The organism is Streptomyces sp. NBC_00178, from assembly GCF_036206005.1.
Classification (GTDB): domain Bacteria; phylum Actinomycetota; class Actinomycetes; order Streptomycetales; family Streptomycetaceae; genus Streptomyces.
In genome coordinates this window covers 6523258-6539284 of record NZ_CP108143.1, presented here as the reverse complement: position 1 = coordinate 6539284, position 16027 = coordinate 6523258, and the positions used below count along the sequence as shown (strand labels likewise).

At 70.7% G+C, this 16027-nt stretch carries 12 protein-coding genes; 6 read left to right on the top strand and 6 right to left on the bottom strand.

Features of this window, described 5'->3' with window-relative positions; all coding sequences use genetic code 11:
• Window positions 1–1210: 1210 nt before the first annotated feature.
• Window positions 1211–2695 carry a SulP family inorganic anion transporter gene (locus OHT61_RS28565; RefSeq protein ID WP_329042166.1) on the top strand — a complete coding sequence of 495 codons (1485 nt, stop codon included), beginning with the start codon at window positions 1211–1213 and terminating at the stop codon, window positions 2693–2695.
• 281 nt (window positions 2696–2976) lie between these two features.
• Here OHT61_RS28565 and OHT61_RS28560 read toward each other — a convergent pair whose 3' ends face one another.
• The 3 genes from OHT61_RS28560 to OHT61_RS28550 all read right to left on the bottom strand — a co-directional run bounded on the left by OHT61_RS28560 (window position 2977) and on the right by OHT61_RS28550 (window position 5523).
• Window positions 2977–4017 (bottom strand): NAD(P)-dependent alcohol dehydrogenase, encoded by a 1041-nt coding sequence (locus tag OHT61_RS28560; RefSeq protein WP_329042164.1) that lies wholly within the window; start codon window positions 4015–4017, stop codon window positions 2977–2979.
• Between the two features lie 63 nt (window positions 4018–4080).
• Window positions 4081–4857, bottom strand: coding sequence for an SDR family NAD(P)-dependent oxidoreductase (locus tag OHT61_RS28555; RefSeq protein WP_329042163.1), 777 nt, complete (start codon window positions 4855–4857; stop codon window positions 4081–4083).
• A 15-nt stretch (window positions 4858–4872) separates the two neighbouring features.
• Window positions 4873–5523, bottom strand: coding sequence for a TetR family transcriptional regulator (locus OHT61_RS28550; RefSeq protein ID WP_329042161.1), 651 nt, complete (start codon window positions 5521–5523; stop codon window positions 4873–4875).
• A gap of 260 nt (window positions 5524–5783) precedes the next feature.
• Here OHT61_RS28550 and OHT61_RS28545 point away from each other — a divergent pair, with 260 nt between their 5' ends.
• A complete protein-coding gene (locus OHT61_RS28545; protein WP_329042159.1) occupies window positions 5784–6455 on the top strand; it encodes a VOC family protein in 672 nt (223 codons plus the stop codon).
• Window positions 6456–7431: 976 nt separating this feature from the next.
• On the opposite strand, the gene add is transcribed toward OHT61_RS28545, so the two are convergent.
• The 3 genes from add to OHT61_RS28530 all read right to left on the bottom strand — a co-directional run bounded on the left by add (window position 7432) and on the right by OHT61_RS28530 (window position 11145).
• Window positions 7432–8400 carry an adenosine deaminase gene (gene add, locus OHT61_RS28540; protein WP_329042158.1) on the bottom strand — a complete coding sequence of 323 codons (969 nt, stop codon included), beginning with the start codon at window positions 8398–8400 and terminating at the stop codon, window positions 7432–7434.
• A 9-nt stretch (window positions 8401–8409) separates the two neighbouring features.
• Window positions 8410–10545: an MMPL family transporter gene (locus OHT61_RS28535; protein ID WP_329042156.1), complete on the bottom strand. Its 2136-nt coding sequence runs from the start codon at window positions 10543–10545 to the stop codon at window positions 8410–8412.
• 105 nt (window positions 10546–10650) lie between these two features.
• The gene (locus OHT61_RS28530) at window positions 10651–11145 is read right to left on the bottom strand and encodes a MarR family winged helix-turn-helix transcriptional regulator (RefSeq protein ID WP_329042155.1); all 495 of its coding nucleotides are present in this window, start codon (window positions 11143–11145) and stop codon (window positions 10651–10653) included.
• Between the two features lie 167 nt (window positions 11146–11312).
• Between OHT61_RS28530 and OHT61_RS28525 the strand changes: the two genes are divergently transcribed.
• The 4 genes from OHT61_RS28525 (at window position 11313) to OHT61_RS28510 (ending at window position 16013) form a co-directional block, all read left to right on the top strand.
• Window positions 11313–12311 (top strand): sporulation protein, encoded by a 999-nt coding sequence (locus tag OHT61_RS28525; protein WP_329042154.1) that lies wholly within the window; start codon window positions 11313–11315, stop codon window positions 12309–12311.
• A 354-nt stretch (window positions 12312–12665) separates the two neighbouring features.
• Window positions 12666–12905 carry a Sec-independent protein translocase subunit TatA gene (locus tag OHT61_RS28520; RefSeq protein WP_329042153.1) on the top strand — a complete coding sequence of 80 codons (240 nt, stop codon included), beginning with the start codon at window positions 12666–12668 and terminating at the stop codon, window positions 12903–12905.
• 223 nt (window positions 12906–13128) lie between these two features.
• On the top strand, window positions 13129–14637 hold the full coding sequence (locus OHT61_RS28515) for an SDR family oxidoreductase (RefSeq protein ID WP_329042152.1): 1509 nt from the start codon (window positions 13129–13131) through the stop codon (window positions 14635–14637).
• A complete protein-coding gene (locus OHT61_RS28510; protein WP_329042151.1) occupies window positions 14634–16013 on the top strand; it encodes a cryptochrome/photolyase family protein in 1380 nt (459 codons plus the stop codon). The genes OHT61_RS28515 and OHT61_RS28510 overlap by 4 nt, the downstream gene beginning before the upstream one ends.
• Window positions 16014–16027: the final 14 nt, after the last annotated feature.

Genomic DNA, 16027 nt, shown 5'->3' with positions numbered 1-16027 from the left:
CCAGCATCCCACAGGGCCGGCGTCCGGTGCCGGGGCGCGGGACTCCACGGTCCCATCGCGCCGGTCCGTTCGCGTCGGCCCCATCGCGGCACCGGCGGAAGCGGATGCCACCGACGGGAGGCACCGACGGCAGTCACCGACGCGCACCGACACGCATTTCCAGCCAAAGCACCCGGACTTGCGGCCGATATTCGACGAATAATTCGGTGCCGTACCGTCCGGGCCGCCGGGCCGCATTCCGTTTCCGCCATTTCACGCCCCTCGCCTCCCACACTCCACCGAACCGGTGTACGAATTATTCGCATTCCGCACACACCTCCGGATTCAGTGGCCACGGACATCACCGCCGGTCTCACGCGTGGCCTCGGGACGAGGGCGCGGCAGGTGGTACTTCCGCAGGCCATCGGCACCCCGGCGCGCATGCCGACACGTTCGCGCGGCGACTTCCGGACTCTTCGCAAGGGGTTAACTCCAAATGGGCTTCGGCCTGTTAGCGTCACGAAGCAAGGATGGAGTCTTCGGAGTAAGGAAGGAGGAGAACAGTGCGGACAACGGGAGTCCGGTTCGTACTCGCTCTCCTTATGAGCCTCCTTCTCGCACCGCAGCTCCCGCTCTCCGGTTCATCCGGGCTCCATACCCACGTCTCCGCTCCGGGAATTACGGTGGACCGGGTCCCGGAAACGACTCGCGAGAAGAGCGACAGGGAATACGGCACGTGCGGCGCACCCGATCGCCGGGGTGAGCCGAACGGCCTTCTGCGCCACCGGGACCGCCATCGGTCCACCACCGCATCCGCCGTCGACACACCGGCACGGTCCGCCGTAGCGGACGACACCGCCGGCCTGCTCGCCCCTGCCGCCGTCGCGGCGATGGGCAACGCGCAGCACACCTCCAGATCCTCGACCGCGCACTCCTCGCACGTACTCCAAGTGTTCCGCTGCTGAGCTGACCCCGAGGCCCTCGAAGAACCCGCTCCTTCCGGCGTCCCCCGTGACGTGCGGGCGCGGAGCCGTGTCTCCCGGCCCTCCCGAGCCACAGTTCGTACGTACACCGACGTGCCGTCCTTCGGCGCGCCAGGAGGAACCACTGGTATGCAACGTCTCGTCGATCGATCCACCTCAGAGGTCCCACGCTCCAGCGACACCGCCACCTGGGCCCGCCCGCCCGGTGGCGTCCGCCCGGCGCCCCGCCGCACGGGATGAGGGCCGCCATGGACCGTGGAACGAAATTCCCCTACCTGCGGCAGGACTTCGCCGCGTCCGTCGTCGTCTTCCTCGTCGCGCTGCCGCTGTGTGTGGGAGTGGCCGTGGCCTCCGGGGTCCCCGCCGAGCTGGGGCTGATCACCGGCATCGTGGGCGGGCTCGTCACCGGCGTCATGCGCGGCAGCAGTCTGCAGGTCTCGGGTCCCGCCGCCGGGCTGACCGTGCTCGTCTTCGAGGCGGTGCAGTCGTTCGGACTGGCCGCACTCGGCGCCATCGTGCTCGCGACGGGACTGCTCCAGCTCGCCATGGGCGCGATGCAGCTCGGCCGCTGGTTCCGCGCCATCTCGGTCTCGGTGGTGGAGGGCATGCTGGCGGGCATCGGGCTGGTCCTCATCGCCGGCCAGCTCTACGCCGCGGCGGGCATCGCGGCACCGCGCACCGGGACCGGCAAGATCGCCGGACTTCCCGGCATGCTCGCGGAGGCGCTGTCCAGCACGACCGCGCTCATCTCCCTGACGATGGGTGCCGGGACCATCGTCCTGGTGGTGGCGTGGACCAGGACGCCGAAGCGGGTGCGTGCCGTTCCGGGCGCCCTCGCCGCGGTCGCCCTGGCCACGGTGGCCACGCTGGTGTTCGACCTGCCCGTCGCAACCGTGCGCGTCCAGGGCGTGCTCGACGCCGTCCGGCTCCCCGGTTTCGGCGAGTTCGGCGGGGCCGCCGTGTTCGGGCTGCTGGGAACCATTGCCGCGTTCACCCTGATCGCCTCGGCCGAGAGCCTGTTCAGCGCTGCCGCTGTGGACCGGCTGCACGACGGACCCCGCACCAGGTACGACCAGGAGCTGATGGCTCAGGGTGCCGGAAACACGGTGTGCGGGCTGCTGGGCGCACTCCCGATGACCGCCGTGATCGTCCGCAGTTCGGCCAACGTACGGGCGGGGGCGCGGACCAGGGCCTCGCGTGTGCTGCACGGCGTCTGGCTGCTCCTCTTCGCGGCCCTGTTCCCCTCCGCGCTGGAGCTCATCCCGCTGCCGGCCCTGGCCGGCATCCTCATCCACGCCGGATGGAAGCTGATCCCGCTCCGCGCGATCGCGACCTTGTGGCGCGAGCACCGGGGCGAGGCGCTGATCCTCGTCGTCACCGCCGTGGCGATCGTGGCGGTCAACATGTTCGAGGGGGTTCTGACCGGGCTGGCGCTCTCGGTGGCCAAGGCCGCCTGGGACGCCTCGCACATCAAGTTGGAGGTGGTCGACCGCAGCGACGGCTGTATCCGGGCACGGCTGTCCGGCAACGCCACCTTCCTGCGCCTGCCGAAGATACTCGACAGCCTGGAGGCCCTCCCCGACGACCGGCCGATCTCACTGGACCTGTCCGGCTTGAACCACCTGGACCACGCATGCCGTACGGCCTTGGAGAACTGGGCGGAACGGCACAGTGCGACCGGAACCGAGCCGGTACGCCTGACCCGGACCGACGCGGTGACGACAGCGCCCTGAGTCGTGCCGGCTGCCTGTCCGCCCGGCGCGTACCGGCTGCCTGCCCGCGAGGGCAGGCGCGGGCGGTCGGGCGGTCGGGTGTTGGTGCGTGCCGACGGGGCGGGCGGCGGTGCGGGGAGGGCCGACGGCCTGCCGGCTGCCCCTGAACAGGGGCCAGGCGGGCCGTCGGCTCTCGACCAGCCGTCGGACGGGACCCCAGGCGCGCCGTCGGGCGGGCCCCGGTCGCGGTCGCGGTCGCGGGCGCGGTAGCCGTCGCGGGCGCGGTCGGGCAGGATCCCACGTCAGCTGTCGGGAAGGATCACCGCGCGACCGTTGATCTTGCCCGCGTGCAGCCGCTCGTAGGCGAGCGGGGCCTCCTCGATGGAGTACGTCTCGACGTGCACGTCGACGGATCCGGCGTGGGCGAGCTCGATGACCTCGGCGAGTTCCCTGCGGGAACCCCAGTACGGCGCGCTGACCGACGTGGCGAAGGGCAGGGCACCGAATCCGACCGGCAGCAGCCCGCCACCGATCCCGACGATCGTCACGTCGCCGTCGATGGAGGCGACCGCTCCCGCCGTCCTCACCGTGGGCTCGGCCCCGACGAAGTCGAGGACCACCTCCGCACCGATGCCGCCCGTGAGCTCGCGGACGGTGGCGGCGGCGTCCTCGTCGGAGAGAACGGTCTCGTGGGCACCGACGGCACGTGCGAGGGCGAGTTTCTCCTCGGTGACGTCGAGGGCGATGACCTGTACCGCCGTCATGGCCCGCAGCAACTGGATGGCGACGTGGCCGAGGCCGCCGGTACCGATGACCACCGCGGTGGCACCCGGCCGCAGCTTCGGCAGCGAGCGCTTGATGGCGTGGTAGGGCGTGAGCCCCGCGTCGGTCAGGGAAACCGTCCGGACCGGGTCGAGGCCGCCGATCGGCACCAGATGACGCACGTCGTCGACGATCATGTATTCGGCCATGGCCCCTGGACTGCCCAGCCCCGGCGGGTGAATGCCGAGGTCCGCGGCGCGCAGACAGTAGTTCTCCCGGCCCTCCGCGCAGTTCACGCAGGTGCCACACCCCCACGGGCCGTAGACGGCGACGGCGTCTCCGACCGACACACCGACGGCACCCTCACCGAGCGCGGCGACCGTGCCGACTCCTTCATGACCGAGCGTGAGCGGCAGCTCGTAGGGGAACCCCTCGGCGGGCCAGCTCATCACGGCGATGTCGGAGTGACAGACGCCCGCGGCGCTGACCTTGAGCAGGATCTGTCCCGGGCCCGCTACGGGCTCCGGTATGTCGACGACCTCGGGGGCTGCGCCGACGGTGCGGTACTGGACGGCCTTCATGACTCTCCTTCGTTCTCCGTGCTTCCTTTGTGACCCCCGTGGCGGCGGTGTGCCACTCGGGGCTCAGGAGGCGGAGTAGCCGCCGTCGACGAGGTGGTAACTGCCGTGGATGAAGGACGCCCGGTCGGAGAGCAGGAACGCGGCGAGCTCGGCGACCTCCTCGGAGGTTCCGAGGCGACCCGCGGGGTGCAGGGATATCAGGTGGTCGCGGGCCGGGCCGTCGGTGTCACGCAGCAGGGGCGTGTCGATGAAGCCGGGTCCGACCGCGTTGATGCGGATGTTCTGCGCCGCGTATTCGAGTGCGGCGGTCTTGGTGAGGCCGACGACTCCGTGCTTCGCGGCTACGTACGCCGGGGAGTTCGCGAAGCCGTTGGTCCCGAGGATCGAGGACATGTTGACGACGGCACCCCCTCCGGCGGCCAGGATGGCGGGGATCTCGTAACGCATCGAGTAGAAGACGCCGCTGAGGTTGGTGGCGAGGACCCTGTTCCAGTCCTCGATCCCGTACGCGCCGGTGGGCTGGGCGGGACCGCCGATGCCCGCGTTGTTCACGGCGAGGTGCAGGGCGCCGAAGGTGTCGACGGCGAACCGCACGCCGGCCTCGACGGAGGCCGGGTCGGTGACGTCGAGGGCGACGGCGGCCGCACGGGCACCCGCGGCCCGCAGGTCGTCGGCGGCCTTGCGGGCGCTCTCCTCGTTGTGATCGGCGACGACGACGGTCGCGCCGCTCGCGGCGAGCCGGTGGGAAAGAGCCAGGCCGATACCGGAGGCACCGCCGGTGACGAGGGCGATCCTGCCGTCGAACTCCGCCTCGTAGGCGGTGGGGAGGTTGGTGTTCATGTGGTGCTTCCTTGCTCAGTGCTGTTCGGCGCCGCCGTGAACCTGCGGGTATTCCCGCAGGTTCACGGAGAGGGCGTCGAAGGCTTGTACGACGAATTCGGGAAGTGCGGCGGGACGGCCGCCCCGGATCCACGCCGCCTGCGCGGCGAGCAGCGCCCCGGCCCCCGCGGCGACGGCAACGGCGGGACGGAGATCCGCCCGCGGGTCGACGCCGAGACGTTGCGCGAGGATCGCGACCGACTCCTCCTGGGCGTCCACACGGATGTGGTGGTACGCGGCGTAGAGGGTCGGCTCCGCTTCGGCCATCGCGAGCAGGTCGAAGACGCGGGGGCGCAGATGCCAGGGTTCCGCCGCGGGGTCGTCGAGCCAGTCGAGTACGGCCCGGCGGTAGGCGGTGAGGGGCGCCTCGACCGATGGACGAGCGCGCAGCGCCCGGTTGATGCGATCACCGTCGCCCCGCACGACATCGAGGACGGCGGCCTCCTTGCTGGAGAAGTACCGGCTGAATGTACGCCGGTCGACATCGGCCGCCTGCGCGATCTCCTCGACCGTGACGCCCCGCAGACCGCGCTCGATCACGAGGTCGAGGGCGCACCGCGCCAGCGCCTCCCGGGTCCTGCGCGCCTTGCGGCCACGCCGTACCGGACCGTTCCCTGTCGCATCCATAGTTGCACCATACACCTTAAAATGTCCCAGTGGGACTATTGTCCCGTCGAGACGGAAATCCGACGGGGTGAAAGGGCTGGGCCGTGCGGCCCACCGCACCGGCCGTCTCGGGATCTCGGCGTCAGCGCTCGCCGTCCACGCCGAAGACGCCCCGTACGCGCACGTCACCCTCAAGCGCCTTATGGACCCGTCCCGGTTCCTCACCGTGCGGTCGTCCGCTTCCCAGGACGTCCGGCGGGAATGCTGGGACCATCGGGAGCATGGATCGCGTCGGCACACCCGAGATTCTCGCGAGGACCGCGGACGAGCTCAGCGACTGGCGCAGACTCGCCCAGCCGCTCACCGCACGCTTCCGTGCGGAGGACGACGTGGCCGGTGCCGCGTTCGTGGCGGCGATCGCACAGGCCGCCGCGGCGGCCGGCCACGCCGTCCCGGAGATCCGGCTGGGTCGCGGGCTGGTCGACGTGGCCCTGTTCAGCGTCGACGAGACGGGCGACCGGTGCGTCACCGCCAAGGACCTCGAACTAGCCCTGGTCATCACCGGGATTGCGCAGTCGTTCGAACTGTCCTCGCTGCCCGGCGAGGCCGCCCGTGTGGAACTCGCCCTCGACACCGCCGACCTGGCGGTGACCGGGCCGTTCTGGGCCGCCTTGCTCACCGGGGACGCCGGGCATCTGACGGGAGACACGGTCTTCGACCCGTCGGATCGCGTCCCGGCCGTGTGGTTCCAGCGCCGCGACGCACAGCCGGAGCCTCGCCAGCGCTGGCACCTGGACCTGTGGCTGGCCCCCGAGGTGGCCGATGCCCGCATCGCGGCGGCCGTCGCGGCAGGGGGCACCCTGATCGACGACGCCCAGGCCCCCGCCTTCACCGTTCTCGCCGATCCCGAGGGCAACAAGGTCTGCGTCTGCACCGCGGTGGGACGCGCATAGACCGCCATGGTGGGACGGGCTGAGCCGGGCAGCCGTCGGCGAAACCGAACCGACATGGCTCAGGGGTCAGCAGGCATCCATTCAGATCAGCCGGCTCCGGAGCCGGAAGCCGAATCGACCACAATGGCCGACACCATGACCGACAGGGCTCCACGACCGATATGGCGGTTCACGCTGCCCTGGGCCGAACTCGACGTATTCACACGCGACAACGTGAGTGAGACTCTGCAACCTACCGCCGCAGCCCTCGCCCGCGCTGAGGACCGCTTCTGTCCGGCGCTGCTGCGCCTGCACCGAGGTCGCGAGTACCCCTTCGTGGCAGTCTGGCCCACGAACCGACCGCAGCCGCAGCTCCTCACCACTAACGCCGGACCCCCCTCACCGGACATGCGAGATGTTGTCCTCGCAGAGATTCATTCCCTGACCTGCCGTGCCTGCGGAGAACGCTTCCAAGCCGTCCACCCGGACCTTGGTATGCCTTTTTTCGGCAGCCATCTCGCAGCACACCGGCTGATCAGCGGATGCCCCGTCTGCGGCAGCGACTTCGCAACCTCCCGCATCCAGGCACTCGCTCTGCTACCGCCTCCATGACAGCCCGCCGTCCGGATCCGGCCCCGCCTCCCACGCCACATCCCATTGCCCCATCTCATCAGCCCGCGCGAGTTCTTGGCCGTCTCGCGACGCTTGGAGCGGCAGGGACACCATGCACAACTGCCGGTGGGAGCTGAGCACCTGCGGCGTCCGTGTCGCGCTCTTGGCCAATGCTCCCGGTCACCCGCTGACGAGACATCCCCCACCCGGGGGAGACACATTCCCCCTGCGGGGGAGGCAGGCCGCAACGCGCCTCTGTCACGGTCGAAGCATGAGAAACGACGGACGTCACCGCGCACATCCGCTGAGCCCGGCACCGCGTCGGCGCCACACCCGGCTTGTCTTCCTCCGCGTCACGGAAGGGCCTGCCCGCGGGGTCGTGCGGTCAGGTCGCGGCTCCCCCGCGCCTGAGCCTCCGCCGGGTGCCGTCGTCGCACAACGCCCCGGCGATGCCTGCCGCGTAGGCGTCCTCGGCGGACACGCCCAACCGCGCGGCGAGCTCGTACTCACGGCCGAGATCGGTGCCGAACATGGCGGGGTCGTCCGTGTTGATCGAGCAGTGCACTCCGGCCGCGCGCAGCAGCGGCAGGGGATGCCGGGAGAGGTCCGCGACCACACCGGTGCGGAGGTTGGACGTCGGACAGACGTCGAGCACGACGCCGCGCTCCGCGATCTCCGCAAGCAGGTGCGGGTCCTCGGCCGCCCGGAATCCGTGCCTCACCCTCGCGGCGCCGAGTGCGAGCGCCTCCCGTACGGACTCCGGCCCACCGGTCTCCCCGGCGTGCGGTACGAACGCGAGGCCGCGGTCCCGCGCGATCCTGACGGCGGTGGCGTAGGGGGCGAGCCCGCTTCGGCGCTCGTCGCCGCCGATGCCGATCCCGACCACTCCCCGGTCCCGGTAGCGCGCCGATACCGCGGCGCATTCCTCGGCCAGTTCCACAGGGCAGCCGCGGTAGAGGTCCGGGGTGAACGTCACCGTCACCCCGAACCTCTCCCTGGCCTCGACTGCGCCCTCGGTGTATCCCGTGTACATCTCGTCCCACGCGATGCCGTGGAACTCCACCCGCTCGGCCGGCGAGAAAATGGCCTCGATATACACGGCGCCGTGAAGGCTGGCCTCCCGCGCGTAGTCCACCACCACCTGACGGAAGTCGTCCGCCCTGCGCAGGCAGTTGGTGGTCATCCGCCACACGTCGAGAAAGTGCCGGAAGTCGGTGAACGTGTACAGCGCGGTGAGGCCCTCGACCGTGTCGGCGGGAAGCGCCTCCCCATTGCGCCGGGCGATCTCCAGGAGGGTGGCCGGACGTATCGCACCCTCGAGATGGACGTGCAGTTCGATCTTCCCGGTGCGCATCCGGCAAGGCTATGCCACGGGCTTCACTCCGTCAGGTGCCTGTGTCCCCTTGTCGTCCCTGCTCAGCGCGCCGGGCCACCAGGCGGTGCGGCCGATGTCCCTGACCAGGGCGGGCACCAGGAGGGACCGCACGACGAGGGTGTCCAGCAGGACACCGAAGGCGACGATGAACGCGATCTGGACCAGGAACGCGAGCGGAATGACTCCCAGGGCGGCGAACGTCGCGGCCAGGACGACACCGGCGGACGTGATGACTCCACCCGTGGTGGTCAGTCCCCGCAGCACACCTTGCCTGGTGCCGTGGATCAGGGACTCCTCCCGCACCCTCGACATCAGGAAGATGTTGTAGTCGACGCCAAGTGCGACCAGGAAGACGAATCCGTACAGCGGGACGGAGGAGTCCGTACCACTGAATCCGAACACATGACGGAACACCAGCGACGAGATGCCCAGGGTGGCCAGGAAGTTGAGAGCGACGGTCGCCACCAGGAGCACCGGCATCAGCAGGGACCGCAGCAGACCGATCAGGATGACGAGGATGATGACGAGCACGACCGGCACGATGATGTTGCGGTCGTGTTCGGCGGTCTTCTGCGTGTCGTACTGCTGTGCCGTGTAGCCGCCGACGAGCGCCTCGGCCCCGGGCACGGCGTGTACCGCGTCGCGGAGGCGTGTGACGGTCTCCTTGGCGGCGTCGCTGTCCGCGGCAGCGGACAGCGTGGCGTCGATGCGCACCCGGCCTTCCACGACGAGCGGTTCCCCGCCGCCCGGACGGCCCGAGGTCGTCAGCACGGACGCACTCGCGACGCCGCTCACCTTCTCGGCGGCCGCGACGACCTGCTCCGACCGGTCCGCGTCCGCGATGACGACGGCGGGGTTGCCGGAGCCGCCCGGGAAGTGCCGGCTCAGGGTCTTCTGCGCGGCGACGGACGGTGCGTCGTTGACGAAGATCTCCTCCAGGGGCACACCCTTGGAGTTCAGGGTCGGCATGAACGCCGCGCAGGCGAGCAGGCCAATCAGCGTGACGGCCCACACCTTGCGCGGGGCGCGGTCGACCAGTGCCGCGATCCGCGACCAGATCCCCGTCGAACCGGAATCGGGTTCCGTCTGCCCCTTCTTCGGGCCGGAGGGCCAGTACGCCGCCCGGCCGAGCAGGACCAGTACGGCGGGCAGGAAGGTGAGGGCACTCAGCACGGAGCACACGATGCCGATGGCGCCCACCGGCCCGAGCGCCCGGTTGTTCGTCAGGTCGCTGAGCAGGAGGGCGAGCAGCCCCAGGGCCACGGTCGCGGCGCTGGCCATGATCGGGCCGGCGGACTCGCGGAGTGCGGCGCGCATCGCGGTCCACCGGTCGGGCATGCGTCCGAGTTCCTCACGGAACCGGGCGGTGAGCAGCAGGGCGTAGTCGGTGGCGGCACCGATGACGAGGATGGACAGGATGCCCTGGACCTGCCCGTCGACCCGGACGACATCGTGATCCGCCAGCACATAGACGATCGCGCAGGCCACACCGAGGGCGAACACCGCGCCGATGATGATGATCAGGGGAAGCAGGACGCTCCGGTACACCAGGAGCAGGATGACGAGCACGGTGACGAGGGCGACGCCGAGGAGCAGTCCGTCGATGCCTGCGAAGGCGTCCGACAGATCGGCCTGGGAGGCGGCGGGGCCCGCCAGTTGGACCACCGTCCCCGGGACTCGCTCGGCCGCGGTCCGGATATCGGCGAGTGCGTCGGGGAGTTCGTCTCCGAGGTCGGGCCGCAGCTGGACGACACCCTCCAGCGCCTTGCCGTCCTTGGACGGAAGCGCGGGGCTGACCTTGCCGGCGACCCCAGGTCCGCCCTCGGCCGACGCGAGCGCGGCGGTCGCCGCCTTCCGCTGCGCCGCGCCGAGCGGCTCGCCGCCCTCCTCGGACGTCCAGACGACGATCGCGGGTACGGTCTCCTGCTTGCTGAACGCTTTCTGGGCGTCGATGACACGGGTGGATTCGGCGCTCTGCGGGAGGAACGCCGCCTGATCGTTGGTGGCGACCTCCCCGAGCTTCCCCGCATAGGAGCCGAACGCGCCCCCGACGACCAGCCAGGCGAGGACGAAGAAGACGGGTACAAGAATCAGCCGGCGGACCGGCTTCGATGCGGTGGACATGGCACTCCAGGGTCGGCCGCGATCTCTCAATGATGATGTATCTCAATGATTGAGATTACATGGCGAACCGAGCGGCTCTGCACCGCATACCCGAATGGCGCCGACTCAGCGCCGGGGGACCTGCATTCCGGAGAGTTCCTCGTTCATGCGGCCGAGAAAACGAAGCGCTGCCGCAAGCTCGTGCGGTTCGGACGCGGAGCGCGCACCCGCAGCCGCCTGAGCGAGGGGCATGAAGAAGGAACGCGCGGCCGCCTTGGCCCCGGACTCGTAGTGGAGGTGCACGACCCGCCGGTCCGCACTCTCCCGCGCGCGCCGGATGTGCCCCGCGCGTTCGAGCCGGTCCAGGCACGCGGTGACCGCCCCGGAGGTCAGGCCGAGGTGTTCTCGCAGCCGGCCGGGCGTCAGGGGAACTTCCGAGTCGAGGATCGCACCGAGCGCCTGCACATCGGTGGCGTGCAGACCCTGGGCGTGGGCGAAGGCGTGGACCAGACGGTTGATCTCGCCGTTCATCCGGCGCAACTCCACCGCGAGAGCCTGAAGGTCCGACACTCCGGTCGCCTCCGAGCGCGATCCGTCGCGAGGGTCGTCTGCAGTGTCCACCGGTCCATCCTAGGCCGGGTGCGACGACTTCCGGACTTCCTCGGCCACCACCCACGGAGATCACACGGAGACCGCCTGCGCAGCTCATCCGGCCACTAGACTTCTACAGTCGCGTAGAAACGCGACCGAACGCGTTCCCGTGTACGGAAGAAGGAGTGAACGCCACGATGGTGTTCAAGAAGCTGCTCGGCTCACTCGGCGTGGGCGGCCCGACCGTGGACACGGTCCTGCACTCCGGCACCGCCACCCCCGGCGGCAGCCTCGGCGGCGAGGTCCACCTGAAGGGCGGCGACGCCGACTTCGGAATCGAGCACATCACGCTGGAGCTCGTTGCACACGTCGAGGCGGAGCACGAGGACGGGGAGTCGGCGGGCGGGCTCACCTTCGACCGCTTCACCGTCGCCGGGGGCTTCACCCTCTCCCGGGGCGAGGTGCGCGTCATCCCCTTCGACGTGCCGCTGCCCTGGGAGACGCCCGTCACCGAGCTCTACGGCCAGGACCTCGGGATCGTTCTCGGCGTGCGCACGGAGCTCTCCGTGTCCGGGGCCCGGGACAAGGGAGACCTCGACCGGCTCACCGTGGGCCCCCTCCCGGCTCAGGAGGCCGTGCTCGAGGCGCTCGGGCAGCTCGGCTTCGGCTTCAGGTCGGCGGACCTGGAACTCGGCCACATCCACGGCACGGGTCAGCTGCTGCCCTTCTACCAGGAGATCGAGCTCTCACCGGCCCCCCGGTACGCCGACCGGGTCAACGAGATCGAGGTGACCTTCCTGGCCGCATCGGGCGGGCTCGAGGTCGTGCTGGAGGCGGACAAGCGAGGAGGCTTCTCCTCGCAGGGCGGCGACACTCTGGGCCGGTTCACCATCGCCCACCACGAGGTTCACGACCGCGACTGGGTCGCCGAGATGGACAGCCGGATCGAAGCGTTGCTCGGCGCCCGTACGCCGCACGGCGCCTCGGCGTACGGCGCGTGGGGACACGGACACGACGCCGGGCATGAGCACCACCGCACGGGCCCTGGCACGGGCGCCGTGATCGCGGCCGGAGCGGCCGGAGTCGCGGTCGGCGTGGTGGGCGGCATGGTGGCGGCCGAAGTCGTCGACGAGGTGGGCGACTTCTTCGAAGGTGACGAGGACGACGAGGAGCAGGAGGAAGGCGACGAGGGCTGAGCTCGTCGGCAGGACGCGCGGCGCGGCACCGTTCCGGTGACGCATTCCGCACCCCGCTCCCCGCCTTCTGCTATCCGCAACCCCACATCCCACCTCCCGCACCCCCTCCGCGGTGCTGGAGATATCCGCGTGCCGAACGGCTCCGGGAGTAGTCCCGGAGCCGTTCGGCACCCTCCGGAGCCGGCCGGCACCCCTCAAGAACCGGCCGGCACCCCTCAGAAACCGTTCGTTACCGTCACGCCCCCGGACACGGCCCGCATCCCTCCGCAGCCGCCCCGGGGTCGACGAAAGCCCGGCCCTCGTCGGGGCCGCCCGGTGCACACACCCGCTTCGATCAGGGAGTAGACAGTCGTCATGTTCGGAATCAGCGAGATCGCCATCTTCGTCGTCATCGCCGTCCTGATCTTCGGCGCCAGGAAACTGCCCGAACTGGCCCGCTCCCTGGGCAAGTCGGCCCGGATCTTGAAGAGCGAGGCGCGCGCCCTGAAGTCCGACGCCGCCTCCCCGGCCACTCCGGCGGACGGGCACGAAGGCAACACGGGCAATCCGCGCGTCATCCGGGGCACCGCCACGGAGAAGCCCGGCCCGAACTGAGGGTCCCGGCCCCGACGGCCCTCGCTCCCACCCGGAAAGTTCCGCCCACGCGCACCCGCAGGCGCACCCTTCCCCACCCGCAGGCGCACCCTTCGCTACCCGCACTGATGTCCACTCCGCCATCCCTGGGGTGGGCTTCGGCGTGTTGAAGTGCCGCCGACAAGCGGAATACTCGGTACCGGGACACGGTGGACGCAGGACACACGAGCCGGAACGAGGGGTCATGGAGAGCAAGGACGACAGCGGCGGACTGCGGTGTCTGGTGACGGGCGCGTCGGGATACATCGGGGGCCGGCTCGTGCCCGAGCTCCTCGAGGCGGGTCACCGCGTGCGCTGCCTGGCGCGCAGCCCGGAGAAACTGCGCGACTACCCCTGGGCGGGCGACGCCGAGGTGACCAAGGGGGACGTCACCGACGCGGACGCGGTCGCCGCGGCGATGCGCGACATCGATGTCGCCTACTACCTGGTTCACGCGCTGGCCGGTGGGCCTGGCTTCGAGAAGACCGACCGCGAGGCCGCCCGCATCTTCGGTGAACAGGCACGGGCCGCGGGCGTCAAACGCGTCGTGTACCTCGGCGGGCTCACCCCCGACGACGTACCCGCGCGGGAGCTGTCACCCCATCTGCGGTCGCGCGCGGAGGTAGGACGCATCCTGCTCGACTCGGGCGTGCCGACGACCGTGCTGCGCGCGGCGGTCATTCTCGGTTCGGGCTCGGCGTCCTTCGAGATGCTGCGCTACCTCACCGAACGGCTGCCGGTGATGGTGACCCCTAGCTGGGTCTCCACCCGGATCCAGCCGATCTCGGTGGAGGACGTCCTGCGGTACCTCGTCGGCAGCGCGCACATGCCCGCCGACGTGAACCGCGCCTTCGACATCGGCGGGCCCGACGTCCTCACGTACCGCCACATGATGGAGCAGTACGCGCGGGTGGCCGGTCTCCGACGGGTGATCCTTCCGGTGCCGATGCTGAGTCCGGGGTTGTCCAGCATCTGGATCGGGGCGGTCACCCCCGTGCCCCGTCAGCTCGCGCGCCCGCTCGCCGAGTCGCTGCGGTACGAGGTGGTGTGCAGCGAACACGACATCACCCGGTACGTCCCGGACGGCCCCGGGCAGCCGTTCTCCTTCGACAAGGCCCTGGCCCTGGCCCTCAAGCGGGTACGCGAGGCCAACGTGACCACGCGGTGGTCCTCCGCCTCCACCCCGGGTATTCCCAGCGACCCGCTGCCCACCGACCCGGACTGGGCGGGTGGCAGTCTCTACACGGACGTCCGCGAACTGGACGTGGACGCTTCGCCCGAAGCCCTGTGGCGGGTCATCGAGGGCATCGGCGGGGTCAACGGCTGGTACTCCTTCCCTCTGGCCTGGGCCCTGAGGGGGTGGCTGGACCGGCTCGTGGGCGGGGTGGGCCTGCGCCGTGGACGGCGCGACGCCCAACGACTGCGCGTCGGTGACTCGCTGGACTTCTGGCGGGTCGAGGAGATCGAGCCGGGCCGGCTGCTCCGGCTGCGCGCCGAGATGCGGCTGCCCGGCCTGGCCTGGCTCGAGATGTACGCGGAGGTGGGCGAGAACGGCAGGTCGCACTACCGGCAGCGCGCCATCTTCCATCCTCTCGGGCTCCTCGGCCACGCCTACTGGTGGAGTGTGTCGCCGTTCCACGCGGTGGTCTTCGGCGGGATGGCCCGCAACATCGCGCGGGCGGCGAACCAGGGAAGGACGGGTGGTCCGGCATGACCACCGCCGTCGTCCTGTTCACCTCGGACCTCCGCCTCCACGACCATCCGCCGCTGCACGCCGCGCTCGCCTCCGCCGACGAGGTGGTGCCGCTGTTCGTCCTCGACGAGGCCGTGGAGGCCGCCGGGTTCGGCACCCCCAACCGGCGTGCGTTCCTCGCCGACTGTCTTCGGGACCTGGACGCGGGGCTCCGTGAGCGCGGTGGTCGGCTGATCGTCCGGAAGGGCGACGTGGCCGAGGAGGTGGCCCGCGTCGTCACCGAGACCGGCGCGAGGTCGGTCCACATGGCGGCGGGCGCGAGCGCCTACGCCCACCGCCGCGAGGAACGGCTCCGCGAGGCGCTCGGGTCCACGGGCTGCCGCGTGCGGGTGCACGACGCCGTGATCACCGCGGTCGCACCGGGAGCCGTGGTTCCCTCGGGCACCGGCAAGGACCACTTCGGCGTGTTCACGCCCTACTTCCGCAAGTGGTCCGCCGAGGGGCTCCGCGAGCCGTTCCGGGCCCCTCGCACCGTGCGCGTGCCGGAGGGGCCCGGGTCCGCCGCACTGCCGTCGCGCACCGGCGTCAAGGGGCTGTCCCCCGGTCTGGCCGAGGGCGGCGAGGTCGCGGGCCGCAAGCGCGTCACCGCGTGGCGCCGCAGCGGGATCAGCTCGTACGAGGACCTCCACGACGACCTCGCGGGGGACGCGACCTCACGGCTCTCGCCCCACCTGCACTTCGGCACCCTGTCGTCCGTCGAGCTGGTGCACCAGGCCCGCGCCGCCGGCGGACCGGGCGCGGAGGCTTTCGTACGGCAGCTGTGCTGGCGGGACTTCCACCACCAGGTCCTGTCCGCCCGACCCGCCGCGTCCCACACGGACTACCGCCCACGGCAGGACCGTTGGCGCACCGACAGGGCGGTGGCGGACGACACGGACGCCTGGAAGGAGGGCCGTACGGGCTACCCGCTGGTGGACGCGGCCATGCGGCAGCTTCGCCACGAGGGGTGGATGCACAACCGTGGACGGCTGCTCGCGGCGAGTTTCCTCGCCAAGACGCTGTACGTGGACTGGCGGACCGGGGCGCGCCACTTCCTGGACCTGCTCGTCGACGGGGACATCGCCAACAACCAGCTGAACTGGCAGTGGGTGGCGGGGACCGGGACGGACAGCCGGCCGAACCGGGTGCTGAATCCCGTGACGCAGGCCAGACGCTACGACCCGGAGGGCACGTATGTGCGGCGCTGGGTGCCCGAGTTGGCGGGGGTCTCCGGTTCCGCGGTGTTCGAGCCCTGGAAGCGGCCGGCCGGGGAGCGGTCCGGCTCCGGCTATCCGGAGCCGGTCGTCGGGCTGTCGGAGGGGCTGGCCCGCTTCAAGAAGGCGAGGGGCCTCGACTGACGGGTCGAGGGGGT

Excerpts from the sequence above, each read along its gene's own strand:
- OHT61_RS28565 (WP_329042166.1), top strand. The coding sequence starts at position 1,211 with ATGGACCGTGGAACGAAATTCCCCTACCTGCGGCAGGACTTCGCCGCG.
- OHT61_RS28560 (WP_329042164.1), bottom strand. The coding sequence starts at position 4,017 with ATGAAGGCCGTCCAGTACCGCACCGTCGGCGCAGCCCCCGAGGTCGTC.
- OHT61_RS28555 (WP_329042163.1), bottom strand. The coding sequence starts at position 4,857 with ATGAACACCAACCTCCCCACCGCCTACGAGGCGGAGTTCGACGGCAGG.
- OHT61_RS28550 (WP_329042161.1), bottom strand. The coding sequence starts at position 5,523 with ATGGATGCGACAGGGAACGGTCCGGTACGGCGTGGCCGCAAGGCGCGC.
- OHT61_RS28545 (WP_329042159.1), top strand. The coding sequence starts at position 5,784 with ATGGATCGCGTCGGCACACCCGAGATTCTCGCGAGGACCGCGGACGAG.
- add (WP_329042158.1), bottom strand. The coding sequence starts at position 8,400 with ATGCGCACCGGGAAGATCGAACTGCACGTCCATCTCGAGGGTGCGATA.
- OHT61_RS28535 (WP_329042156.1), bottom strand. The coding sequence starts at position 10,545 with ATGTCCACCGCATCGAAGCCGGTCCGCCGGCTGATTCTTGTACCCGTC.
- OHT61_RS28525 (WP_329042154.1), top strand. The coding sequence starts at position 11,313 with ATGGTGTTCAAGAAGCTGCTCGGCTCACTCGGCGTGGGCGGCCCGACC.
- OHT61_RS28520 (WP_329042153.1), top strand. The coding sequence starts at position 12,666 with ATGTTCGGAATCAGCGAGATCGCCATCTTCGTCGTCATCGCCGTCCTG.
- OHT61_RS28515 (WP_329042152.1), top strand. The coding sequence starts at position 13,129 with ATGGAGAGCAAGGACGACAGCGGCGGACTGCGGTGTCTGGTGACGGGC.
- OHT61_RS28510 (WP_329042151.1), top strand. The coding sequence starts at position 14,634 with ATGACCACCGCCGTCGTCCTGTTCACCTCGGACCTCCGCCTCCACGAC.